The sequence below is a fragment of the Streptomyces sp. NPDC051677 genome (assembly GCF_044453465.1).
Classification (GTDB): domain Bacteria; phylum Actinomycetota; class Actinomycetes; order Streptomycetales; family Streptomycetaceae; genus Streptomyces.
In genome coordinates, this window is sequence record NZ_JBITCT010000032.1 from 1 (window position 1) to 24,103 (window position 24,103).

Sequence of the window (24,103 nt, forward strand, 5' to 3'; positions counted from 1 at the left end):
GCGAGTACTTTCTGGGGGCGGCCATGGTCGATGTTCCTCTCATGAGAACCATCTGACCCTCTGTCAACACACTCCGCATCTCGGGGGAACCTCAGACCAGGGCTACTCGGGCGACCAGCACGAGTTCCGGGTCGGCGTCGGAGGTCAGGTCGCGGTCATGTGGCACGACGAGTACCCGGACCCGGGCGAGGAGACGCGGCTGACCGCCACCTCGCCGGCGTTCACCGGGACGCTCCACCTCCGCCACGACGACAGCAAGGGCGCCGACGGCGACGACCCGCGCTTCTTCGGCACGGCCACCGTCCGCTCCGACCTCAAGCCCGGCCGCTATCCCGTGACGATCGTCGCCCATCACGGCCGGGTGAAGAAGACGGAGTACGTGACGGTGGCGGCGCGGTAGGCCTCGCCGCCACCGGGCCCATGGTGCGCGTCTGGGAACCGCCCCCTGCCAGCGAGGTGAGAGGAAGTCAGTAGAGGGCTTGTGGCCTGCTCTGTTACGGTCCAGTGGCCGGCCGCGGGACTCCGGTGCGACTTCCGGAACCTGCCTATGAAGCAATGATTCGCAGCTCGTGCCCCCATTCCCCGGCCGGCGTCCGCACTCCTGGGGAGAGATCCGGATGGATTCGTACGGCGACCTCGTCGCAGCCGACGATGTGCTGCTCTTCGTCAACGCGGCGATCACCTCCACCGGACAGCGTGAATTCCACAGCGACGCGGGCGAGCAGCGGCTGTCCTTGGACTTTCTCCATGCGTACATGCTGGGGAACTACCGCGACCTGTATGCCGGGGTCCTCGCGCTCGACATCAACGACTACAACGCGGTCCTCATCATCCGACGGCTGCTGGAGACCACCGGTGAGGCCACTGCCGACCAGCGCCGCAGCGAGGGCCGTCTGATCGCGGCCCGTCTTGCGACGCTGCCGCCGCAACGCGTGTACGGACTGTTCGACGCCCTGCGCAGGGCCAGGGTGAACAACCGTCGCAGCCGCGCGATCATGCGTGACTGGCTGTCCGCCCGCCAGGACCTGGCGTTCGATGCCGTGAAGTACCGCAGTGGCCTCAAGCGAGCCCTTCGCCATGCACACCTGGTCCCCGCCACCGAAGAGTTGGGGACGTTCGTGTTCGCCCCGCTGGCCCGCCCGCGCTATGAGACACCCCTCCTGGAGACGTGGCGCCGCGCGCACTACGAGCAGGCCGCCCTGTATGAGCTGCCCTATACGGTCGCCGAGGGCTTCGCCGCCAAGCACGGCATTCCCCGGGCTGTCTTCCTGGAGCGCATAGCTCCACGGATGACCCGTCTGGAGACCTTGCGGCTGCAGGAGTCCGCGCACAAACGTGGGTCCACAGAGCTACGAGCGGACCTTGCGGGGATGCCGCTGACCCGTTTGGCGACCTATGTGCTTTCGCTGCCGGTCGAGGATCGTCGGCGCCGGCGCACCGAGTTGACCCATGCCCTGGAGTCGGCCGCCGACCGGGTGGCCGGCTCTCACCGCAGGAGCTGGGGCAAGGTCACCGCGGTGCTGGACGACAGCTTCTCCGCCTTCGGTTCGGTGCACAAGCGTCGTCGACCGCTGGCCGTGGCACTGGCCTGCCATTATCTGCTCGCGGCCCTGGCCGGCGACTACACCGGGCTGTGGACGTCCGGGCGAACCGACGCGTTGCTGACCTATCCGTACGGACCGACGCCGCTTGGCCGGCGGATCCTCGACGCGCTGGACACTTCCCCGTCCAGGCTGGTGATCGTCTCCGACGGATGGGACAACGCGCCTCCCGGCCTGGCCGCCGAAGTGCTGCGCATCTGGCGGACCCGGCTCGACCCCGAGCGTCGCACCAGCATCGTGCATCTCAACCCCGTCTATGACGCGGCCGGTTTCGATGTGCGTCGGTTGTCCACGACGGTGCCCACCGCGGGCATCCGTGACGCGGAGGACCTTCCCGCGTTGGCGGAACTCGCCCAGTTCGCGGAAGGACGCACCGGCCTGGCCGAACTGATCACTTACATGGACGCGCGCGCGGCCCGGACGATGAGCGAACACCACCAGGAGCGGGCGCGATGACCACATGGGACCTGACCGGCCTGGCCACCCGCCCCTCCCAGGTCTGGAATGCCGTGCGACTGGTGCCGCTCGTACGTGACGAACCTGTCGACGATCTCCGTCTGCGCCCGCAGCTCTACGGTGATGTGGCCGGGCTGGTCGAGGTAGGACCGCGTCGCGCCTATGTCTCCTACATCCCGCACGGATTCGTCGCTGCGTGGACTGATGACGGCACGCCGGCGGCCGCCTACGGCACCCAGCTCTCCGCCGACGGCGACTCGGCTCCCGCCGCCACGATGGGCCTGCGCTTCCACCGCAGAATGGCCCGCCGACAAGCCAAGAACCGGCTGCGGTTCCTCCCCATGCACCTGGCGCTGGAAGGCTACCTGGCACTGCACTTCGGCGGCCCCTCCCTCGCCTGGGAACAGTGGTCGCAGCGTGCGATCCGCCAAGGACTCTCTCCTCGCGCCGAGGAAGCCTATCTCGGTGCTGACGTACGCGGGCTCGCCGACGCACTGCGCGTCTTCGAGATCCACCCCGACCAGTGCGGCGTGATGGTCTACGTCGCCGACGCGCTCGCTGCCGCGTTCGCGGTCCCGCATCCCGACGACTACCGGGCACTGCACCCAACGCTCCTGCAGGACCTGTACGGCGAACTGATCCACCACTACGCCACGCTGATGCCGCCGGTGCCGGACTTCCGGGCCCGCATACCCGACTCGCAGATCCGCTCCCTGGCCCACCTGCGCACGGCGGTCGTCGAACAGGAACATGCCTGGACGCATTTCCACGACACGACCCTGGCGACCGGCCTGCTGGAACACGCGTACACCTGGCAGTCGGTCTACCGGATGGGACGCTTCACGCTTTCCCGCTTCCTGCCGTCGTTCCGTCCCAAGCAGGAGAACCACATCGGTGAGGCCATCACCGACGACAGGGGCAGGGTCGCCTACTTGAAGACGTTCCGCCTGTCGGAGAACCAGGTTCGCCGCGGTCACCTGCTCAGCAGGCTCGCCGCCAACGACTGGCACCTGGCGGACACCGCGGTCGATCTCGGTGTCGGCGAGGCTCAGTTGGGGCTGCGGCTGGAGTCCGCCGGCTTCGGTTTCCTGCTCCGCCAGGACGTCTTGGACGGATACCGCAAGCAAGGACGAGCCCGAAGCGGATGAGCGCGCCAACAGCCGTCCTTCGTCGGGGTTGACGCGCGAGGGCTGCGGGCAACCTTGTGGCGTCATCCCGCGAACTCGCACCGAAGGAGACTTACATCGTGTTGCGCCGATGTGCCCTCACGCTCTTCACCGTGGCCGGCCTGACCATGTCCGCGGCACTGACCGCACCGGCCGTCGCGGCGACCCCGGCCACGGCCGCCGCCTACGCCCCCACTCCGGTCTACGTCTCCGACGGCGCCGGGAGTTACATCTCGGGCACCCTGACCTGGTACAACCGGTCGGTGGTCTTCACCGGGACGTTGAAGTCCGTCGGCTGCCGCAGAGCGTGGTACAGCGTGTTCGACGGCTACGCCAACCCTCTTGGCGCCAGGAGCAGCAGTACGCACTGCAACACGGTGACGTCGGTGCCCGCCACTCTTCCCGCGGATGTCGTCGGCGGCGGCTCGTACGTCGGGGTCTGCCTTGACGATGCGAACGGCAAGCCGGTGACGTCGTGCGGCGTCTACTTCCGGCCGTGACCGGCAGGGTTGCGGGCGACCTGACCCGACGGCATCTGCTCCTGCACCCCGCCGAGTTGCACCGAAGTCGGGGGTGCCGCGACGCATCGACGGGCGGCAATGAATCATGTGACACATGTCTGACACATCTCGACGAAGACTCCTCGCCGCCTTCGCGGCCTCTGCCGCCGCTGCCCCGCTCACCGGTCTGGTCGCCGCCGCCCCGGCGCGTGCCGCCGCGGCGGCGGACGTGCCGGCCTTCCCGGTGCCGGGCGGCCTGTCCTCGGCCCGTTCGTGGGTGACGATGTCGCCGCTGGGCGCCTCGCACTTCGCCCCGGTGGCCCTCACCACCCCCCTCACCACCACCGTGCTCTCCGGCACCCCGGCCCGCACCGAGGTCACCTCCGGCGGCAAGCGCGTCGCGCTGCTGACGCACGGCGCGCGAACCGTCGTACTGCCCGGCCCGCCGCGGACGTTCGCGGAGAACAAGCGGCCCTTCGTGGACGACTTCCAGCGGACGCTGCCGGGCCTCACGCCGGACGGTGAGGACCCGGTGTACTGGGGCGCCTCGCCGGGCGGCGGCACATGGATCACGTCCGAAACCTTCAAGACCGACTTCTCGGTGGCGCCGGGCACCGGAATCATCGACCTCACGACCGCGGGGTACAGCCGGCACGCCAGCCTGCGCGACGACGAGATCACCGACGTCGACGTGCGCTGTGCGGCCAGGTTCGACAAGGTCCCGACCGGTCAGGCCTGTTCGTTCGCGCTGACCTTCGGCTACGGCAGCACCCAGAACCACTACCGGGCACGGCTGTCCTTCCTCACCTCAGGGTCGGTCGAGATGCGGTTGGAGAAGGAGGTCAACAACGACGTGACCTCGCTGGCAACGGCGGTCTCACTGGCCACGGGCGTGCCGGCGGGCACCGACTGGACGATCCGGGTGCGACGGGAGGGCACCCGAATACAGGCGAAGGCCTGGCGGTCCGCGTCGGCGGAACCGTCTTCTTGGGCCTTCGACATCACCGACTCCACGCCCTCGTTGACCAAGGGCCGGGTGGGCCTGCGCGCCTTGGCCAACGAGGGCTGCACCAACCTGCCGGTCCGACTGTCCGTGAGCCGCATCGAGGTGGACGCCGCGAACTGGGCGGTCCTGCCGACCGTCACCCACGGCGACTGGGTGCGCCTGCTGCCCGAGCCGTTCGACGGCGCCTGGACGGCCGCGTTGGAGCAGACGATCAGCGGCTGGGCCGGATCCACCGTCCCGGACGTCCTCGCGTACGCTGCGATGTTCCTCGGCGGCGCTCCGACGGTCACGGCCGGCGCCGGACCGGCCCAGGGCAAGCAAGTGCTGGGCGAGGCCGGGTACGGCTATCTCGACGCACGGGGCTACCGGCTTGAGGGCGCCGACTTCCACGAGTACATGAAGGTGGGCTGGACCTTCCCGGACGGCACGTACAAGGGGCCGTCCAGCAAGCAGGTCGGCAACCTCGACTGCTCGGGCTACACGCGCATGGTCTACGGCTACCACCTCGGCGTGCCCCTGGCCGCCGAGGAGGACACCTCGGGCACCCGGATCCCGCGCAAGTCCCGGCACATCGCCGACTACGCACCGGGTGTGGTCATCGACCGCGCTACCGGGACCACCCCGCCCGCCGCGGCCCTGCTCCAGCCCGGCGACCTGGTGCTGTTCAACGCCGACTCCAGTGACGACGTGGTCAGCGTGACCGTCGACCACGTCGGCATCTACCTGGGTCTCGACGACGGCGGCAAACGACGCTTCCTGTCCAGCCGCAAGACGGTCAACGGGCCCACGATGTCCGACCTGGGTGGCGCATCCCTGCTCGACGGCTCGGGGACGTACGCCAAGACACTGCACACCGTACGCCGGATCTGAACCGGGCCAGGCGGCGTACTCCGACACCGGGTCGGCGTACGCCGCTCACGGCGTTCTTGATGAGACGAACTCAACGGCCTTTCACACATGCAGGGTGGGTCGGTAGACGAGCTCTTGGGTGTGGCCGTCGAGTGTGCGGTGCTCGATCAGCTCGAGGTCGAAGTCGCGGGCCCCGTGGAAGATCGGGTCCAGCCCGGTCTGACCGGTGATCACAGGGAAGAGCGTGACCTGGACGCGGTCGACCAGACCGGCGGCCATCAGCGCCCGGTTCATCGACAGGCTGCCGTGCGAGCGCAACGGGACCTCGGACTCCTTCTTGAGTCGGGCGACGACGTCGACGGCATCGCCGCTCACGACGGTCGCGTCCGGCCAGTCGAGGGAGCCTTCCAGCGTGGTCGACACCACCGTGGCCGGCAGGCTCCTCATCCGGGTGACCCACGGGTCGCGCACCTCGGACTCCTCGGTGCTCGAGGCCAGCATCCGCGCGAACGCCCGATACGTGTTGGCCCCGAAGACCATCCGCTGCTCCTCGCCGTACAGGGCGAGGCGGTGGTCGAGCAGCTCGGGGCCTTGCTTGCCCCAGTATCCGGTCCAGTTGCCGCCGGCGGCGCCGTAGCCGTCGAGGCTGGAGAAGACGTCGAAGGTGTAGGTGGCGGTCATGGTGCTCTCCTCAGGTGCGGTTGATCGCGCGTTGGAGACAGAGACCGCAAGCCACGGCAAAACTCATCGTCCTTGGTCTCCTGGCGTCCGGCTTCCTCACACGGTCCTGATTCCAGGCCGTGATCACCGGCTCGATCAGCGCCCCTTGCTCGTCGGCGACCGGGACGACCCGTCCCCGCGACCGGCTCCTCACCCGGCGGTGCGGGAGCGCACGTGCACGCGGCCGTCCTCGACCTTCACGTCCCACAGAGGCTGCGCCACCGACGCGGGTCCTCGGACCACCTCGCCGTCCGCGAGCCGGAAGGTGCTCCCGTGCCAGGGGCAGCGCAGGCAGCCGTCGTCGAGTCCGCCCTCGTCGAGCGGCCCTCCGGCGTGTGTGCAGGTCGCCGAGAGCGCGTAAAGCCGCCCGTCGTGCCGGACCAGCACCACCGGCACTCCGTCCGCGGTGACGCGAAGCGGCAGCTCGTCCGCCAGGTCGGATTCGGCCGCCACGTCCGTCCAGGCCGTGACCGTCTCCTGGAAGGCGGTGTGGTTCACGCCGACGCCTCGGACGTACGTCAGGTGGCCGCCCAGGTACGCCGCGCTCAGAGTGAGGCCGAGCCCCATGCCGCTGAGCATGGCCCCGGCGCCTCGGCGTCCCCGCCGTCTGGCCAGCCAGGAGGCTGCCTGCAGGACCGTCGCGGTGCCGTTGCACGCCCCGTGGACCAGGCCGACGCGCTGCGCCGCTCCATAGGTGTCAGACCAGTCGGACGCCCCAGCAGCAGCGGTCGGCACGGCTGCGGCCAGGCCCAAGCCGACGAGTCCCCGGGCCGCTCGCGCGCCGTGGGCGCCGGCCACCATGTCCATGAGGGAGGCGATGCCCCAGGCGCCGATCGGCACATCGGACAGCGCCGGGTGCAGGGGATGGCCGAGCCAGGAACCCGACAGGGCGTTCTTCACCGCACGCGACCCGGTCACCCGGGCCACCCGGCCGGCGACGGTGGCACAGGCGCCGTCCAGCGCCTCGAGGTCCTCGACTTGTTTGACGAAGTTCCGCATCAGGGTCACTCCTTGTCGCACGCAGACAGGGCGAAGGCCGCTCGGAACACCTCGTCCCCCATCGTCGCACCCGGGTGCGACCGCAGCCATCCGGGCGATCCACCGCCCTGACCCGCACCGTCACCGCGGTCGGCACGGTGACCGGCGCCGTGGCGGGGAACTCAACTCGCGGTGCGCCGGATCCGTCCGGCATACCGCTTCTCCAGTTCCAGGTTGCTCTCGAAGCCTCCGGGGACGTTGGCGGAGACGTAGACCGGGGGCCGGTCGCCGGAGGCGAGGAGCTGGGCGGCCGTCTCGGCGACCGTCATCTGGACCAGGAGTACGCCGGTCAGCGTGGACAGGGCACAGACCGAGCCGCCGCCGGGGAGTTCGAGGAGGGCGTCGCCGCGCGGGGCAGCGTTGTCGAGGACCACGTCGGCGAGGTCGGCGAGCTTCTTGCCGCTGGGGTGGGCGGCCGGCACGGACCGGGTGTGGCCGAGGGAGGTGATGGCCAGGAGGCGGTGGCCGTGCTCCTTGGCGTGCAGGGCCATCTCGACGACGACGTTGTTGACGCCGGAGTTGGAGACGACGACGAAGAGGTCCTGGGGGCGGGGGGCGGCGAGTTCGTAGAGGCGGGCCGCGATGCCGGGCTGCCGTTCCAGGAGCGGGTCGTCGAGGGCGCCGGGGTGGTCGCCGCCGTAGAGGACGAGGTCGGCCATGCTGAGGCGGTTGGTGGGTACGAGGCCGCCCGCGCGGCCGGCGAGTTCCAGGACGAGGGCCTGGGAGTGGCCGGTGCCGAAGGCGTGCACGACACCGTCCTCGCGGACGCAGTCGGCGATCAGTGCGGCGGCGGCTCGCACGTCGGCGCGCGCGGACTCGGTGAGGCTGTTCAGAACGGCGAGGCTCTCGCGCGCGAAGCGGTCCGCGCTCACCGGTTCGGTCACGGACTCATGGGCGGACTCGACGGACACCTGGCGCTCCCCGCTGGTGGACAACTGGTGGATTGAACCACCTTATGTATGAGTGCAAGTGAATCAATAAACCACACGCCTTATGTCATGGGCAATGACACGGCTGACGCGGCTGGTCCCCGGCCACGGGAGCGAGCCTCGGTCCTGGCATTCAGGTATCGTGCCAATGGGTGGCTGGTACCTTCTCTGTATGCCCTCGACCGATGTCACCACCCTGATCCGCACCGAGCTCCCCCGGCTGGCCGGCTCCCTGCGGAAGGTCGGCGAGCTGATCCTGGAGGATCCGGCCGCCGTCACCCACTGCTCGGCCGCGGAGCTGGGTCGCCGCACCGGCACCTCCCAGGCCACGGTCACCCGGTTCTGCCGGGCCATCGGCCTCGACTCCTACCAGCACCTGCTGATCGAGCTGGCCCAGGAGCGCGGCCGGGGCGAGTCCTCCGACTGGGGCAGCGCGGAGATCGGGCCGGACATCTCGCCCGACGACAGTCTGGAGCGGGTCGTGCAGGTCGTCGGCACCGCGGACCTGCGAGCGATCCAGCAGACGATCGACCGGATCGACCTGGACGCGATCGAGCGCGCGGCGCAGGCCGTGGCGCGCGCCCGGCGCATCGACGTCTACGGCGTCGGCGGCAGCGGCGCGGTCGCCCAGGAGACCGAGACCCGGCTGTTCCGCATCGGCTGCGCGGTGCGCGGCTGGACCGAGGTGCACGCGGCCACCACCTCGGCGGCCCTGCTCACCCCGGCGGACGTGGCGATCGGCATCTCCCACTCCGGCGCCACCCGGGAGACGATCGAGCCGTTCGAGCTGGCCAAGGAGCGCGGCGCCACGACGGTCGCCCTGACCGCCGACTCGCGTTCGCCGCTGGCCCGGGCCGCCGACGTCCGGTTGATCTCCTCCTCTTCGGAGACCAGCTTCCGCACGGGCAGCATCGGCGCCCGCCACTCGGCGCTGATGCTCATCGACTGTCTCTACGTCCGGGTCGGCCAGATCTCCTACCAGCGGGCGAGCGCCTCCCTGGCGCTGACCGACCACATCGCCGGGGCGCACGCCGTGAAGTCCCGGCGGTCCCGCTGAACCGACCGGCCCTGCATGGATGAACCAACCAAGATGACGACAGATGGTTGATTGAACCACCTCTCGATGCCAGGATGGGGCTCCGCCGCGCACTCCTAGGAGCCCCATGCGTGTCATCTCCGTCGCGTCGACCGAGCTCTTCACCGGCACGCGGGACCAGCCGCGCCAGGTGGTCGCCGTCGACGTCGAGCACGCCCCGGGCCGGCCGGTTCGGCTGAGCGTGGCAGGCCCGGGTGTCCACAGCGTCGGGGAGACCCTGGTCACCGTCGGCGAGGACGGCACCGCACACGCCGAGGTACCCGTCACCGTCGACGGGCTCGCACCCGGCGACCGCCGCGAGATCACCGTCACGGCCTCCGACGGACCACAACTGGCCAGGCGCACAGCCGAGTTCACAGCTGCGGAGCCCGGTTGGACCATGTTCATGGTCAGCCACTTCCACTACGACCCCGTGTGGTGGAACACCCAGGCGGCCTACACCGAGACCTGGGACGTCGCCGACGACCCGGCCGTCACGGGCCTGCCCGCCCGCACCTTCGACTCGCGCGGCCAGAGCGGGATGAGCCTGGTCCGCGCCCACTGCGACCTGGCCCGGCGCGATCCGGCGTACACGTTCGTGCTCGCCGAGGTCGACTACCTCAAGCCCTACTGGGACGCCTTCCCCGAGGAGCGGGCCTTCCTGCGGCAGCTGATCCGCACCGGCCGGGTCGAGATCATGGGCGGCACCTACAACGAGCCCAACACCAACCTCACCGGCGCCGAGGCGACCGTGCGCAACGCGCTCTACGGGGACGGCTTCCAGCGCGGAATCATCGGAGCTTCTCCTCAGACCGCGTGGCAGCTGGACGCCTTCGGGCACGACCCACAGTTCCCCGGGCTGATGGCGGACGCGGGGATCTCCTCCAGCTCGTGGGCGCGCGGCCCCTTCCACCAGTGGGGACCGACCCTGTCGGTGTTCGGCGAGGAGCCCCGCGATCCCCGAAGGATGCAGTTCCCGGCCGAGTTCAGCTGGATCGCCCCCTCCGGGCGCGGGCTGTTGACCGCCTACATGGTCAACCACTACGGGGCCGGCTGGGCCATCGACAACGCGCCCACGCTGCCCGAGGCGGAGGCGGCCGCGCTCAAGCTCTTCCAGGGGCTGAAGAAGGTCGCGCTCACCCGCAACGTGCTGCTGCCCGTCGGCGGCGACTACGCCCCGCCGTGCCGCTGGGTGATGGCCATCCACCGCGACTGGAACGCCCGGTACGTCTGGCCCCGCTTCGTCAGCGGAATCCCCCGGAACTTCTTCGCCGCCGTACGCGCGGAGCTGGAGCGGGAGGGTCGCACGGCGTCCCCGCAGACCCGGGACATGAACCCCGTCTACACCGGCAAGGACGTCTCCTACATCGACACCAAGCAGGCCCAGCGGCACGGCGAGACGCTGCTCGCCGACGCCGAGGCCTGGGCGACCCTCGCCTCCCTCGTCGTCGGGCGCCCCTATCCGGACGCGGCCCTCGACAAGGCCTGGCGGCAGCTGATCTACGGCGCCCACCACGACGCCATCACCGGCTCCGAGTCGGACCAGGTCTACATCGACCTGCTCACCGGCTGGCGGGAGCTGTACGACCTGGCCCGGGCGGTGCACGACGACGCGACCGACGCGCTGGCCCGCCGGGTCGTCCCGCTGCCCGGCGGCGCGCCCGACCTGGTCGTCTTCAACTCCGCGACCTGGCAGCGTCAGGACGTGCTGACCGTCGCCGACCCGGGCCTGGTCCCCGTCGACCTCACCGGCCTGCCGCTGCCCGCCGTCCGCGAGGACGGTCGGCTGCGGGTCGTCGTACCGGACGTGCCCGGCATGGGCCTGAAGGCTCTCCCGCTCGCGGAGGGACGGGCGCCCGGCTGGACGCCCGGCGAGGGGACGACCATCCGCAACGAGTTCTACGAGGTGACGGTGGACGCAGCGCGCGGCGGCGGTGTCAGCAGCCTGCGGGCGCTCGCCGAGGGCGGCCGGGAGCTCCTGCGCGCCGGGGACATCGGCAACGAGCTGGTGGTACAGGAGGAGTATCCAAGGCACCCCCGCTTCGGCGAGGGCCCCTGGCACCTCACCCCGACCGGCGTCACCGCCGCCCGCAGCCGGGACATCACCGCTGACATCGATGTCGAGCACTCGCCGGCCGGCTCCCGCATCACCGTCCGCGCCGACCTGGGACCGTTCCGCTACACCCAGGGGCTGACACTGTGGGCGGGCGTGGACCGGCTGGACGTGACGACGACCATCGACGGCTACGACGGCGCCGACCGGCTGATCCGGGTGCGCTGGCCCTCCGACGTGCGCGGCGGGCTGCCGGTGCACGAGGTCGCGGACGCGGTGATCGGGCGGGGTTTCGGGTTCGTGGAGGTGGACAGCGAGCGATTTCCCTGGACGTTGGACAACCCCGCCAACACCTGGTTCGGCCTCGGCTCCACGGCCCGGGTCGCTCTGCACGACGGCGCCGGCGAGTTGCTCGGGCACCGGTCGATCGGCGTCGCCGAGCTGGTGTTCAGCGGCTGGGACACCGCCGGCGAGCTGGGCGCCCCTCTCTCCGCGGCACTGGTGCGCGCGGGTGTCACGGCCACCTCGACGATCGCGGGCGGCCCCCGCTACGGCGATCTGGAGGTGGACTCCAACCTGCCCGACATCCGGATCGCCGTCGGCGGCCCGGAGCGCAACGCCGTGGTCGCCGAGGCCCTCGGCTGGGATCCGGCCGCCGCCCGGGAGCTGCGTCGCCGGCTGGCCGAGGAGGGCCTGGCCTCCGTGTGGGTGGCGCCGCGCGCCTCGCTGCGCGAGGAGTGGGCGCCCGGCGCCGACCTGCGCGACCTGGAGCGGCTGCCGCTGCTCGTGGTGGCGGGCGCCCGCCCCGAGGACGACGCGAAGGCCGTCGACGCGCTGGTGGCCGACCTGGACGACGCCACCGTACGGGCCACCGCGCCCGGCGCCGGAGAGGCGCTGCCGCCGGGCGACGCCTGGGACGGCCGCGGCTTCGCGATCCTCAACCGGGGCACACCGGGCTGTGTGGTCACCTCCTCCGGCGACCTCTACATGTCCCTGATGCGCTCCTGCACCGGCTGGCCCTCCGGCATCTGGGTCGACCCGCCCCGGCGCACCGCGCCGGACGGTTCCGCCTTCCAGTTGCAGCGCTGGTCGCACACCTTCGAGTACGCGGTCGTCGCGGGCGAGGGCGACTGGCGGGACCTGGGCTGGCCGCGCGCCGGACACGCCTTCAACCACCCCTTCACCGCGCGGCTGCGCAAGCCCTGCGAGCCACCGGCCGACCTGCCGAGGACGGTGGCCCTGCTGACGCTCCAGCCCGAGGGCCGGGTGTCGCTGGACGCGCTGAAGCCGGCCGGCTCACCGCTGGCCCGGGGCGGCGCCGCGCCCGTGGACCCGGCTCGGGGGGTCGTCGTACGGGCGCACGAGGTGGACGGACGTCCTGTGCGGGCACGGCTGACGGGTCCCTCGGCCTGGACGCAGGGCATTCGGGCGGACGTACTGGAGCGGCCCGGGGAGCCCGTGGCCCAGGGCGCGGACGGCGCGCTGGAGCTGGACCTCACGGGCTTCGAGGTGGCCACGGTGCTGGCCTCGCCGCTGGGCGCCCGGCGGGCCGGGGGTCCCGGTGTCGCAGCGCATGAACCCGCCCAGCCGGTGCACACCCGCTACTGGCTGCACAACTCCGGCCCCGCGCCCCGGGGCAACCTGCCCGTGGCCGTCTACCTCTCCCCCGCCGTGCTCACCGCCGACGGGCCGGTCACAGCGACGCTCCGGGTCTCCTCCGAGCTGACCGACGCGCCCGTGTCCGGCACGGTCGCCCTGGAGGCGCCGGACGGGTGGACCGCCGAGCCCGCCGAACTGCCGTACGCGCTCGGCCCGGGCGGCTTCACCCTCACCGAGGTCACGGTCACGCCCCCGCCGGACCCGGCGCCCGGCCGCTACGCGCTCGCGGCGCGGCTGGCATACGGCGGACAGACGTACGAGGACACCGTCGCGCTGGACGTACCGGGCACGTCCCCGGTGGGCGAGCCCGACGGCCGCAGCGGCCCGGGGCTGGCGCTGGAGCTGGGCGTCGACCGGGTCGAGGTGCGCCGGGGCGAGCGGGTGCGGGTACCAGCGCGCGTGCGCAACACGACGCGGGGGCCGTTGAGCGGAACGCTGTGGGCGGTGTCGTCCTGGGGCACGTGGGCCGGAGTCGGGCCGGCCTGCCAGGGGTTCGCCCTGGCCGCCGGGGAGAGCGCGGTGTGCGAGGTCGAGGTGGACGGCTCGGCGGTGCCGCCGGGGTCGTACTGGCTGATGACGAAGGCCGGCTGGCACGGCTGCGTGTCCTACACGGAGGCGGTCGCACTGGAGGTGACGGCGTGAACGGGCCCGCGGCGACGGGGGGCGGTGGGGCGGCGCCCGAGCGACGCGCGGCCGGAGTCGGAGTCGGGGTCGGGGTCGGGGTCGGGCGCGAGGCTCCGCCCGGGCGGCGCGCGAACGCGGTGCCCGGCCCCGACCCGCACACCCACCCGGACGAACGGCGGCACAGGCACGCTGCGGCGAATCCGGGCCACGCGGCCGTGGTGGGCGGGGACGAGATTCCCGTGGCCCGGGTCGAGGCGCTGCTGGCGGCCGTGCCGGCTCGGGACGGGGAGGTGCGGCCGGAGGTGGCGCGGGTCGGGCGGCAGCGCAGACGGTGGGCGACGCAGGTGGTGATCGCCGACGAACTCGCCCGGCGGGCCTGCGCGGAGCGCGGCCTCGCGCCGCCGGACGAGGTGTCCCCGGAGCGGGTGCTCGCGGTGTCCGGGACCGATGTCGCCGACCTGGGGAGCATCGTCGCCGTGGCGCTCGCCCACTCCCCGGCCGCGCGCCTGCTGCTGGCGTCGCTGGAGTCCGGGCAGAACGTCCCGGAGCGGGCCGTGGAGGACTACTACGGCCGCAATCGCGACCGGTTCCTCACCCGGGAGGCGCTACGGCGCGGCATCGACCCCTACAGCGCCGCGGGACCCGCCGACTTCCTGCCGTACGCGCAGGTCCGCGACGAGATCGCGCGGGAGCTGCGGCGGGCGGCGGCCCGGCAGGCCTTCTTCGACTGGCTGGACCGCGCCCGGGCCGGCGTGGAGTACGCGCCGGGGCACGAGCACCCGGGCGACCCGTCGCACCCCGACCACGAGCACCGGCACTGAAACGCCCCGGTAACCGCCCGGGACCGAAAAGCAACACGGCAAACCATTGACCTCCGATGAATTCTGGTCCACCTTTTCATCAATCGGAGTCCAAGTTGGTGATTTGAACCAACCCGGCAGCCGAACCAGCCCGCTGACGGATCGCAGGAGGCAACATGCGCGCGGGAAGACTCACCGGAACCGTGGCGGGCGTCATAGCCCTCGCCCTGACCGCGGCCGGCTGCGGCCTGTCGGGCGGCTCCGACAGCGGGGACGCCACGGCCGGCGGCTGCAAGGTCGACCAGGGCAACGTGGGCTCCGGGAAGCTCACCGGGGACGTCAAGGGGACGATCACCTTCCAGACGACCAACCTGAAGAAGGACTTCGGGGACTTCTTCAACGGGGTGATCAAGGCGTTCGAGAAGGCCAACCCCGGCGCCTCGGTCAAGTGGATCGACGACCCCGGCGACAACACCTTCACCCAGCGCACCGTCGCCGACGCCCAGGCCTGCACGCTGCCCGACGTGCTCAACCTCAACGCCGAGACCGGCACGGCCCTCACCAAGGCCGGCTACCTGCTCAACCTCGGCGTCAAGGACCCGGACGCCGCCCGGCCGTTCGTGCCCGCCTTCTGGAACTCCAGCACCATGAAGGACTCCTCGGGCATGCCGCAGCACACCGTGTTCCCCTGGTACACCGGCGGCATCGTCCTGACGTACAACACCGACCTGCTGCAGAAGGCCGGGATCGACCCGGACAAGCCGCCGACGACCATGTTCGGTCTGTTCGCCGACTACGAGAAGATCGCCAAAGCGTCCGACGGCAAGTACTACGCGACGATGGCCAACCCGGTCTGGCGGATCCCGGCCGACTTCGACCAGATGAACATCAAGGTGATCTCCGACGACGGCAAGACCGCCGTCTTCGGCGACGATCCGAGGACCACGCAGTGGGTCGCCTGGATGGCGAAGCTGTACAAGGAAGGCGCGATGCCGAAGGACTCGCTGTCCTCCAGCAACGACCCCTCCACGCTGTACAGCCAGGGCAAGGTCGCCTACGGCTCGACGAACCCGAGCTTCGTCCGCTTCGTGCAGCAGAACAGCCCCTCGGTCTACGCCAAGACCGGCGTCGGCCAGCAGCCGTTCGACGCGCTCGGCCACACCACCGGCGCCCCGCAGTACATCTCGGTCGCCGCGACCAGCAAGCACGCACCGGTGGCGCTCGCCTTCGCGAAGTTCCTGACCAACGCCGAGAACCAGACGGCCTGGTGCAAGGACCCGAAGGTGGTGATCTTCCCGACGACGACGGCGTCGCTGGACGACCCGTTCTTCCAGAAGGTCAGCGGTGACGACCCGTTCTCCGAGGCCCGCAAACTCGTCGCCGAGCAACTCAAGACCGCCACCGCCTACCAGACCATCCTCTCCCCGGCGGCGCAGAACGCGATCGTGGCCCAGGTGCAGCTGGCCATGCAGGGCAAGAAGAGCCCGGCACAGGCCGTGAAGGACGCCCAGGAGAAGGTCGACGCGCTGCTGAAGCAGGCAGGCTGATCGTGACGACCCAGACCGTGAAACCGGTGTCCGTGCCCGGTACGGAGCGCGCAGTCTCCGTGCCGGGCCCGGCCCCGTCCCGCGCCCGACGCCTCGCCCGGGCCCTGCTGCCCGGCCCCGTCCCCGGCGCCAACGGAGCGGCGCTGTACCGCCGTTGGTGGCTGCCCTGGCTGTGGACCGCGCCCGCAATCGTCTGCGCGGTGGTCTTCGGAGTGTTCCCGTTCCTCAACACGGTCCTGCTGTCGTTCACCGACGCCAAGCCGCTCGGGGGCGCCGCGAGCTTCGTCGGGCTGGACAACTACACGCGGATGCTGGACGACTCGGACTTCTGGCTGGCGACCCGCAACAGCGTCCTGTACGCGCTGATCGTCGTCCCGCTGATGGTGCTGCTGCCGCTGCTTCTCGCCGTCCTGGTGGAGAAGAACCTGCCCGGCATCGGTTTCTTCCGCTCGGCCTTCTACACCCCTGTCCTCGCCTCCAGTGTGGTCGTGGGTCTGAGCTGGCAGTGGCTGCTGGCCGACGACGGTCTGGTCAACACCTGGCTTCAGAAGGCCCATCTGATCAGGAGCGCCATCCCGTTCCTGTCCGACTCGTGGCTGATCCTGCTGTCCGCGATGGGCCTGACCCTGTGGAAGGGCCTCGGCTGGTACATGGTCTTCTACCTGGCCGCGCTGGGGAACGTGCCCAAGGAGCTGCACGAGGCCGCGTCCATGGACGGCGCCGGCGCCGCGCGCCGCTTCTGGCACATCACCGTGCCCGGGGTGCGGCAGGCCATGATGCTGGTCGGCACGCTGACCGGCATCGGCTCGCTGCGGGTGTTCACGGAGATCTACATGCTCGGCAGCTCCACCGGCGGGCCCGGCGGCGCCGACCGGACCCTGCCCTTCTACATCAAGGACGTCGGCCTCGACCCGATCACCGGCAACGCCGGGTACGGCTCGGCGGTCAGTGTGGCGCTGTTCCTGCTGACGCTGGGGCTGACCCTGCTGGCGCAGCGGCTGACGAAGGAGGACGAGTCATGACGACCGCAGTCGAGAAGCCCCGGCGGCTGCTGCCGCGCTGGCGGGACTACGGCCGCCCCCGTGAACTGGTCGTCCGCTATCTGCTGCTGCTCTTCGTCCTCGGCATCACCGTCGGCCCGCTGGTCTGGCAGCTCCTGGCCTCGTTGAAGAGCACCAGCGAGGACGTCTTCGGCTCGAACGCCACGCTGCTGCCGCACCACCCGACCCTGCGGGCCTACCGGCAGATCTTCGAACAGGTGCCGGTCGCCACGTACATCAGGAACAGCGTGATCGTGGTCGTGCTGTCGATCGGCAGCCAGTTGCTGTTCTCCACCACGGCCGGCTACATGCTCTCCAAGCCCGGCTGGAAGGGCCGCAAGGCGGTCTGGGTCGTGCTGGTCGCGTCCATGATGTTCCCCTTTGAGTCGATCATGGTGTCGCTGTTCCTCAGCATCCGGGACCTGGGCCTGGTCGACAGCGTGGTGGGCGTGTGGCTGCCCGGGTTCGTCGGCGCCATCAACGTCCTGCTCATGCGCGGCGCGTTCCTCGCGGTACCGCGCGAGATCGAGGACTCGGGCATGCTGGACGGCGCGAACGAGTGGCAGCGCTTCCGGTATCTGTACCTGCCGTCCGCCTGGGGCGCGATCCTGGTGGTCGTCATCAACACCTTCATCAGCGCCTGGGACGACTTCCTCTGGCCGCTGATCGTGCTGCGCTCCGAGGACCACATGACGCTGACGCTGGGTCTCTCCCGGCTGCAGAGCTCGTCGTTCGGCTACGACCAACGGGTGGTGATGGCCGGTTCGGTGATCTCCGTGATCCCGGTGCTGGTGCTGTTCGTGATCACGCAGCGGTGGTTCTACAAGGGCGTCTCGGCCGGAGCCGTCAAGCTCTGACCGCTCTGACGGAACACCAGCGGCACGGCGGTCAGCGCCTCCCGCGCGGAGGCCGCCACCCGGATCTCCACCGCCTGCGAGGGCACGACCGTCTCCAAGCCGGCGCCGACCAGCTCGAGTCGGTCGGCGCCGAGGCGTATCGCGACCGTACGGCACTCTCCCGGAGCGAGCCGCACGGCCTCGAACGCCCGCAGTTCCAGGGCGCGCGGCCAGACGGGCGTGCGCAGCCGGCGGACGTAGAGCTGGACGACGGTGCGGCCGGGCCGGGCGCCCGTGTTGGTGACGTCCACCTCGACGGTGTGCCCGGTCAGCCGGGGCGGGCCGTGGTGGAAGCTCGTGTACGACAGCCCGTGCCCGAAGGAGTAGAGGGGGTCGGCGTCGCCGTCCGCGTAGGAGCCGTACTCGGTGTCCTTGTGGTTGTAGTAGGCGGGGAGTCGGGCGGCCGAGCGCGGGACGGAGACCGGGAGGCGGCCGGCCGGTTCGGTCAGTCCCAGGAGCACCTCGGCGATCGCCTCGCCGCCCCACGGGCCCGGATACCAGGCGGTGATCAGGGCGTCCGCGGTGTCGGGTACGACATGCGGGCGGCCCTGGATCAGGACGACCACGGTCGGCGTGCGCGTGGCGACGACGGCGTCCAGCAGCGCGTGCTGGGCCTCCCCCAGCCGCAGCCCGGCGAGGTCGACGCCCTCGCCGCAGGTCATCTCGGACACGACCGTCCGCGCGGCCCCGTTGACGTCGAACTCCGTGCCCGGGGTGCGGGCGCTGCTGCCGCCGAGCACCAGCACGGCCAGGTCGCAGGCGGCGGCCGTCGCGACCGCCTCGGGGATGTGGGTGCGGTCGTCGCCGGTGAGGGCCGCGCCCCAGGCGTGGCGGACGTCGGTGCCGGGCGGGGCCAGGCGGCGCAGTGCGTCGAGGACGCTCACGCCGGCGCCGGGGCGCTGCGGGGCGGTGTAGTCGCCGAGTTGGTGGGCGGTGGTGGCGGCGTGCGGGCCGAGTACGGCGACGCGCCGCACCGAGGGACCGATCGGCAGGGCGCCGGCCCGATTGTGGAGGAGGGTGACGCAGGCGCGGGCGAGGTCGGTGCTCAGTTCCCGTCCGGCGTCCGCGGCGACCGGCGCGCGGTGCGTGTAGGGCTGTTCGAACAGGCCGAGGCGGAATTTCAGGCGCAGCACGCGGGCGACGGCGGCGTCCAGGGCGGCCTCGCTCGCCAGGCCCCGCTCGACGGCCTCCGCCAGGTGCGTGAAGCCCTCGTCCCAGAGGCTGAGGTCGACGCCGGCCTCGAGGGCGAGGGCACCGGCCGAGACCTTGTCGCCGGTGATGCGGGCCAGCCGGTCCACGGCTAGCCCGTCCGCCATGACCAGGCCCTCGAAGCCCCAGCGGTCGCGGAGCAGCCCGGTGAGGAGGGCGCGGTTGCCGGAGCAGGGCAGTCCGTCGACCTCGTTGTAGGCGGCCATGACGGCGGCGGCCCCGGCACGGACTCCGGCGTGGGCGGCGGGAAGGTGGATCTCGTGCAGTTCGCGGGGGCCGAGCTCGGACTCGGCGGAGTTGCGGCCGCCGACGGTGGCTCCCTGGCCGGCGAAGTGCTTGAGGACGACAGCAGCCTTGTCGGGGGCGAGGAACTCCCCCGTGCCCTGCATTCCGCGGACCAGTGCCTCCGCCAACCGGGCCGCGAGGTGAGGATCTTCGCCGAAGCACTCCTCGGTGCGGCCCCAGCGCGGGTCCCGGGCGATGTCCAGCGCGGAGACGAGCGCCAGGTGGCCGCCCCGGGCGCGCAGTTCGGCGGCGGCGTGCGCGGCGGCGCGCTCGTACAGGGCGGGGTCCCAGGTGGCGCCGACGGCCAGGTTGGCGGGGAGGACCGTGCCGTCGAGGGCCATGTGGCCGTGCGGGACCTCCTCCACGAACAGGGCGGGGATGCGCAGGCGGCTGTGTTCCAGGACATGGCGCTGGACCAGGTCGGCGAGGTCGGCGCTGTCCGCGCTGCCCGGCCCTTCGCGGTGCCCGATGCCGGACCACGCGTCGGCGCGCATCAGCCCGTACAGGGCGCCGAGCCCTTCGAAGCGCTCGGTCTCGGCCCGCAGGGCCTCGGTGATCCGGAACGAGCCGTCCGGGGTGCGACGGTAGGCGTGCCAGCCGTACATCCGCTGGTTGAGCTGGCCGGCCTTTTCGCGCAGGGTCATGCGGCGGAGGAGGTCGGTGACGCGGGCGTCGAGGGTGGCGGCCGGGTCGAGGTACGGGTGCGGGGCTACGGCGGGGTCCTGAAGGGGCATGGGGATGTCCTTGGGGCGTGCGTCAGCGTCTGGCGCCGTGGGCGAGGCGGGCCAGGGCCACGGCGCCCGGGGAGCCGTCCGACACGGGGGTGACCGTGAGCGCGAGGTGGGCCAAGCGTTCGGTCAGGGGGCTGAGCAGGGGGCCGTGCGGGGCGAGCAGGCCGCCGGTGACGACCAGCGGTTCGCCCGGACGCGGCGCCAGTGCCGTCACCGTCTCGGCGAGCGCGCCGGCGGCCTCCCCCAGGATCTCGGCGGCGACGGCGTCCTTCTCCTCGGCGGCCCGGACGACCAGCGGCGCGTGGTCGGCGAGCCGCACCGGCGGCCGGTCCATGACGGCGGGCAGCAGGTGCGCCCGGTAGGCGGTGCGTGCGGTCGTGCTCCAGGCGACGGCGTCCGTCACGCCGTAGGACTCCGGGGGCAGGACCTTCGGCGGCAGTCCGAGTGCCTGCCCGACCGCGCGGGCGACGACGGTCGCGGCGCCCCGTCCGTCGGCCGCTCGCAGGGCCGCCCGTACGGCCGCGCGGCCGATCCAGAAGCCGCTGCCGTCGTCGCCGAGGAGCCAGCCGTCGCCGCCGGAGGTCGCGGTCGGCGCCCGTGCGGCGATCCGGGCCGCGACCGCGCCGGTGCCGGCGACCAGGACCAGACCGTCGGCGGGGTGGCCGGGGGCGGCGGCGAACGTGGTCTCGATGTCGCTGTGGACGTCGACCGTGGCGGCGCCGATGCCCAGCCTTGCCAGCGCGGTGGACAGGGCCGTGCGGGCCCGCACCCGGCCGGGTTCGTCGGCTCCCTGTCCCTGGTGGCCGGCGCCGGCGAAACCGCCCGTCACCGCGACCACCCGGCCGCGCAGCGGTGCGGGCACGGCCTGCGCGAGCGCCTCGGTGAGGTGGTCGGCGAGGTCCGGCCCGGGGACGGTGAGCGCGTTGGCCGGCCCGGACGCGCCCTCGGCCAGCGCGCGGCCGTCACCAAGATGTGCCAGGAGGGCGCGGGTACGTGTGCCACCCGCGTCCAGACCCACCACCAGACCTTGGTTCAAATCACTATTCATTGATCCTCATGGTGGTTGATACATTCGCCGAAGACAAGGTCCGGGCCCGTTTCACGAGGAGGACGTCATCGACACGCCCGCGCTCCGCTTCGGTGTCAACTACACCCCACGCCAGGGCTGGTTCCACGCCTGGCACGACTTCGATCCGGGGCTCGCGCGCGAGGACCTGACGCAGATCGCCGGGCTGGGACTGGACCATGTCCGGGTCTTCCACCTGTGGCCCCTGCTCCAGCCCAACCGCACCCTGGTCCGCCCGTCTGCCCTGGACCAGCTCGTCCAGCTGGTGGACCTGGCGGGCGAGTGCGGTCTGGACGTCCTGGTGGACGGCGTCCAGGGCCATCTGTCGAGCTTCGACTTCTACCCGGAGTGGACGCGCAGCCGGCACCACCGCAATGTGTTCACCGACCCCGAGGCGGTCGAGGCGCAGGCGGTGCTGCTGCGCACGCTGGGCCGCGCCCTGGCCGGCCATCCCCGTCTCCTCGGCCTCCAGCTGGGCAACGAGCTCAACAACCTGGTCGAGCACAACCCGGTGTCGGTGACCGAGGTGGACCTCTACCTGGACACCCTGCTGGCCGCCGCGCGGGACGGGCTGGGCGAGGACGCGGGCCTGGTCACGCACTCGGCGTACGACGCCGCCTGGTACGGCGACGACCACCCCTTCACCCCTGAGGCCTCGGCCCGCAAGGGCGACCTGACCACCGTCCACCCGTGGGTGTTCTCCGCGGACTGCGCCCGCCGCTACGGCCCCCGCTCGCCGCAGGTGCACCATCTCGCGGAGTACGGCACGGAGCTGGCGGCGGCCTACGCCACCGACCCGGACCGGCCGGTGTGGGTCCAGGAGACGGGCGCGCCCGAGCCGCACATCCCGGCGGCCGACGCACCCGACTTCGTCCGCGCTACGCTGCGCAACGCGGCCGGCTGCGCGCGGCTGTGGGGAGTCACCTGGTGGTGCTCGCACGACGTCAACCGTGCCCTGGCCGACTTCCCGGAGCTGGAGTACACGCTGGGCCTGTTCGACTCCACGGGTCGCCCCAAGCCGATCGCGGACGCCCTGTCCCAGACGGTGGCCGAGCTCCGCGCCGCCCCCGGCTCTCCCCCGCCCCGCGCCACGGCCCTGGTCCTGCACTGCACCCCGTCGACCCGCTCGGTCTCCGGTCCGGGCGGCACGTTCTTCGAGGCCTGGATGCGCCTGCGCCAGGAGGGTGTCCGCCCGGCAGTGGTCCTGGCGGAGCGGGCGCAGGACACCGCGTATCTGGCGGCAAGGGGGATCACCGAGCTGATCGACGCGGAGTGAGCCGACCGGGATCCCCCGGTCAGGACGTGCGCCCCGTCAGCACCTCCGCCACCGCCCGCAGATTGACCCGCCCCCTGCCGTGCGCGCATAGCGCGCCGCCCGGTTCCGGCAGCCCGGTGGACACCAGCAGGGCGTCCGATCGCGCGGCCAGCAGCGCGTTCCGCAGGCGCCCCTGCCAGGGATGCAGCCCGGCATCGCACACGGCGACGACCAGCGGCCGCCCCTCCGCGGCCCGCAGCACCTCCTCCACGACGGTCCCGGCGTCTTCGGGCTCCCCGGCGACCGCCGTGCCGGTGGCCGTGGGGTCGAGAAGGCGCCACTGCGTCAGGAGGTCCTCGCCGCCCCAGTGGAGGGCGGGATGCGGAGGCGGGAAGAGGTCGACGACATGGGCGCCGGGCACCGGTCGCGGCAAGGGTCCCGCGCCCCGCACGGCCCGCCGCGCCGCGGTCAGTCCTGCCTCCGCGTCCCACGCGGCCGCCTCACCCGGCCGGTAGGGCGCCGCGTACCGCAGCGCGAGCCGCCGCACCCGCTCGGCGGCCTCGGTGACGCGCTCGGGGGCCAGTTCGCCCGACCGTAGCGCGTCGAGCACGGCGTCCCGGCAGGCAAGGGTGACGTCCAGGTCCGGTACGGCGACGATGACCTGGTCGGCTCCCGCCGCGAGGGCGAGACGGGCGCCGGCCGCCTCGCCGTAGCGGTCGGCTATGGCCTTCATCTCCAGCGCGTCGCTCACCAGGACGCCGTCGAAGCCGAGTTCGCCGCGCAACAGCTCGGACAGGATGCGCGGGCTGAGGGTGGCGGGCCGGTCCGGGTCAAGGGCCGGAAAGACGACATGCGCGCTCATCAGCATGGGCACGCCCGCCTCGACGGCCGCCCGGAAGGGCGCGAGGTCGAGCCGGTCGTAGGGCCGCGGATCGACCGCGAGTTCGTGGTGGCTGTCCGTGACGGTCCCGCCGTGGCCGGGGAAGTGCTTGGCGCAGGACGCCACCCCGCGTGCCTCGGTCGCCGCGATCCAGGCACGCAGGTGCCGGGCGACCAGCTCGGGGTCGGCCCCGAAGGCGCGGGTGCGCACGATGGGGTTCTCGGGCCGGCTCTGGACGTCGGCGACGGGGGCGTAGGAGGCGGTTATGCCGAGAGACAGCAGATGTCCGGCCAGGGCGTCGGCGCAGGCTGCGGTCAGTGCCGGGTCGTCGGCGGCGCCGAGGGCCCAGGAGCCGGGCACTTCAGGGGCGCCCGCCGCCACCAGATGGCCGATGCCGCCGCCCTCGTTGTCGATGGCGATGAGCAGGTCCGGGCGCAACGCCCGTAGCGTGCCGGTGAGTCGGCGGACCTGGTCGGCGTCGCGGACGTTGCGGGTGAACAGGATGACCCCGCCGAGGCCGCGGTCGACGAGCCGTTTCAGGGACTCGGGGACGGTCGTCGTACCGCGGAAGCCCGCGACGAGGCAGCGATGGGCTGCCTCGTCGAGGGCCGCGGGGAGTACCGGGTCGGCGAACCCGGGGGCGGTGTGCGTCACCTCCGAAATCCTCTGGCTCACCGAGCCGAAAGTCAACATCGTGACGGATGAACGATTCATTCGA

Annotated in this window: 17 protein-coding genes and 1 pseudogene; 12 read left to right on the forward strand and 6 right to left on the reverse strand. The window is 71.9% G+C overall.

The window, feature by feature from the left end:
• The first annotated feature begins 157 nt into the window (after positions 1-157).
• The 5 genes from ACIBAF_RS31240 (at position 158) to ACIBAF_RS31260 (ending at position 5,599) form a co-directional block, all read left to right on the forward strand.
• Complete coding sequence (locus ACIBAF_RS31240) at positions 158-400, forward strand: hypothetical protein (protein WP_399467525.1); 243 nt, start codon at positions 158-160, stop codon at positions 398-400.
• 217 nt (positions 401-617) lie between these two features.
• Entirely contained in the window at positions 618-2,057 is a 1,440-nt protein-coding gene (locus ACIBAF_RS31245) for a hypothetical protein (protein WP_399467526.1), read from the forward strand.
• Positions 2,054-3,205: an ARPP-2 domain-containing protein gene (locus ACIBAF_RS31250; RefSeq protein WP_399467527.1), complete on the forward strand. Its 1,152-nt coding sequence runs from the start codon at positions 2,054-2,056 to the stop codon at positions 3,203-3,205. Before ACIBAF_RS31245 ends, ACIBAF_RS31250 begins: the two co-directional genes overlap by 4 nt.
• 98 nt (positions 3,206-3,303) lie before the next feature.
• Entirely contained in the window at positions 3,304-3,723 is a 420-nt protein-coding gene (locus ACIBAF_RS31255; protein WP_399467528.1) for a hypothetical protein, read from the forward strand.
• Between the two features lie 115 nt (positions 3,724-3,838).
• Positions 3,839-5,599: an NlpC/P60 family protein gene (locus tag ACIBAF_RS31260; protein ID WP_399467529.1), complete on the forward strand. Its 1,761-nt coding sequence runs from the start codon at positions 3,839-3,841 to the stop codon at positions 5,597-5,599.
• A gap of 81 nt (positions 5,600-5,680) precedes the next feature.
• Here ACIBAF_RS31260 and ACIBAF_RS31265 read toward each other — a convergent pair whose 3' ends face one another.
• The 3 genes from ACIBAF_RS31265 to ACIBAF_RS31275 form a co-directional block, all read right to left on the reverse strand.
• Entirely contained in the window at positions 5,681-6,259 is a 579-nt protein-coding gene (locus tag ACIBAF_RS31265) for a dihydrofolate reductase family protein (RefSeq protein WP_399467530.1), read from the reverse strand.
• 189 nt (positions 6,260-6,448) lie between these two features.
• Positions 6,449-7,297: a Rieske 2Fe-2S domain-containing protein gene (locus ACIBAF_RS31270; RefSeq protein ID WP_399467531.1), complete on the reverse strand. Its 849-nt coding sequence runs from the start codon at positions 7,295-7,297 to the stop codon at positions 6,449-6,451.
• 161 nt (positions 7,298-7,458) lie between these two features.
• Positions 7,459-8,247 (reverse strand): sugar isomerase domain-containing protein, encoded by a 789-nt coding sequence (locus tag ACIBAF_RS31275; RefSeq protein WP_399467639.1) that lies wholly within the window; start codon positions 8,245-8,247, stop codon positions 7,459-7,461.
• 190 nt (positions 8,248-8,437) lie between these two features.
• Here ACIBAF_RS31275 and ACIBAF_RS31280 point away from each other — a divergent pair, with 190 nt between their 5' ends.
• The 6 genes from ACIBAF_RS31280 (at position 8,438) to ACIBAF_RS31305 (ending at position 17,920) form a co-directional block, all read left to right on the forward strand.
• Positions 8,438-9,322 (forward strand): MurR/RpiR family transcriptional regulator, encoded by an 885-nt coding sequence (locus ACIBAF_RS31280; protein WP_399467532.1) that lies wholly within the window; start codon positions 8,438-8,440, stop codon positions 9,320-9,322.
• 106 nt (positions 9,323-9,428) lie between these two features.
• A complete protein-coding gene (locus tag ACIBAF_RS31285; protein WP_399467533.1) occupies positions 9,429-13,694 on the forward strand; it encodes an NEW3 domain-containing protein in 4,266 nt (1,421 codons plus the stop codon).
• 197 nt (positions 13,695-13,891) lie between these two features.
• On the forward strand, positions 13,892-14,497 hold the full coding sequence (locus ACIBAF_RS31290) for a peptidyl-prolyl cis-trans isomerase (RefSeq protein ID WP_399467640.1): 606 nt from the start codon (positions 13,892-13,894) through the stop codon (positions 14,495-14,497).
• A 155-nt stretch (positions 14,498-14,652) separates the two neighbouring features.
• Positions 14,653-16,023: an extracellular solute-binding protein gene (locus tag ACIBAF_RS31295; protein ID WP_399467534.1), complete on the forward strand. Its 1,371-nt coding sequence runs from the start codon at positions 14,653-14,655 to the stop codon at positions 16,021-16,023.
• Complete coding sequence (locus tag ACIBAF_RS31300; protein WP_399467641.1) at positions 16,023-17,045, forward strand: carbohydrate ABC transporter permease; 1,023 nt, start codon at positions 16,023-16,025, stop codon at positions 17,043-17,045. Before ACIBAF_RS31295 ends, ACIBAF_RS31300 begins: the two co-directional genes overlap by 1 nt.
• Positions 17,042-17,920, forward strand: coding sequence for a carbohydrate ABC transporter permease (locus tag ACIBAF_RS31305; protein ID WP_399467535.1), 879 nt, complete (start codon positions 17,042-17,044; stop codon positions 17,918-17,920). The genes ACIBAF_RS31300 and ACIBAF_RS31305 overlap by 4 nt, the downstream gene beginning before the upstream one ends.
• On the opposite strand, the gene ACIBAF_RS31310 is transcribed toward ACIBAF_RS31305, so the two are convergent.
• A complete protein-coding gene (locus tag ACIBAF_RS31310) occupies positions 17,884-20,187 on the reverse strand; it encodes a glycoside hydrolase family 3 N-terminal domain-containing protein (protein WP_399467536.1) in 2,304 nt (767 codons plus the stop codon). The genes ACIBAF_RS31305 and ACIBAF_RS31310 overlap by 37 nt on opposite strands.
• 22 nt (positions 20,188-20,209) lie before the next feature.
• Positions 20,210-21,232, reverse strand: a complete 1,023-nt coding sequence (locus ACIBAF_RS31315; protein WP_399467537.1) for an N-acetylglucosamine kinase — start codon at positions 21,230-21,232, stop codon at positions 20,210-20,212.
• 8 nt (positions 21,233-21,240) lie between these two features.
• On the opposite strand from ACIBAF_RS31315, the pseudogene ACIBAF_RS31320 reads away from it, so the two are divergent.
• Positions 21,241-22,526: pseudogene (locus ACIBAF_RS31320) on the forward strand (glycosyl hydrolase).
• A 19-nt stretch (positions 22,527-22,545) separates the two neighbouring features.
• Here the strand turns inward: ACIBAF_RS31320 and ACIBAF_RS31325 are convergent.
• Complete coding sequence (locus tag ACIBAF_RS31325; protein WP_399467538.1) at positions 22,546-24,039, reverse strand: glycoside hydrolase family 3 N-terminal domain-containing protein; 1,494 nt, start codon at positions 24,037-24,039, stop codon at positions 22,546-22,548.
• Positions 24,040-24,103: the final 64 nt, after the last annotated feature.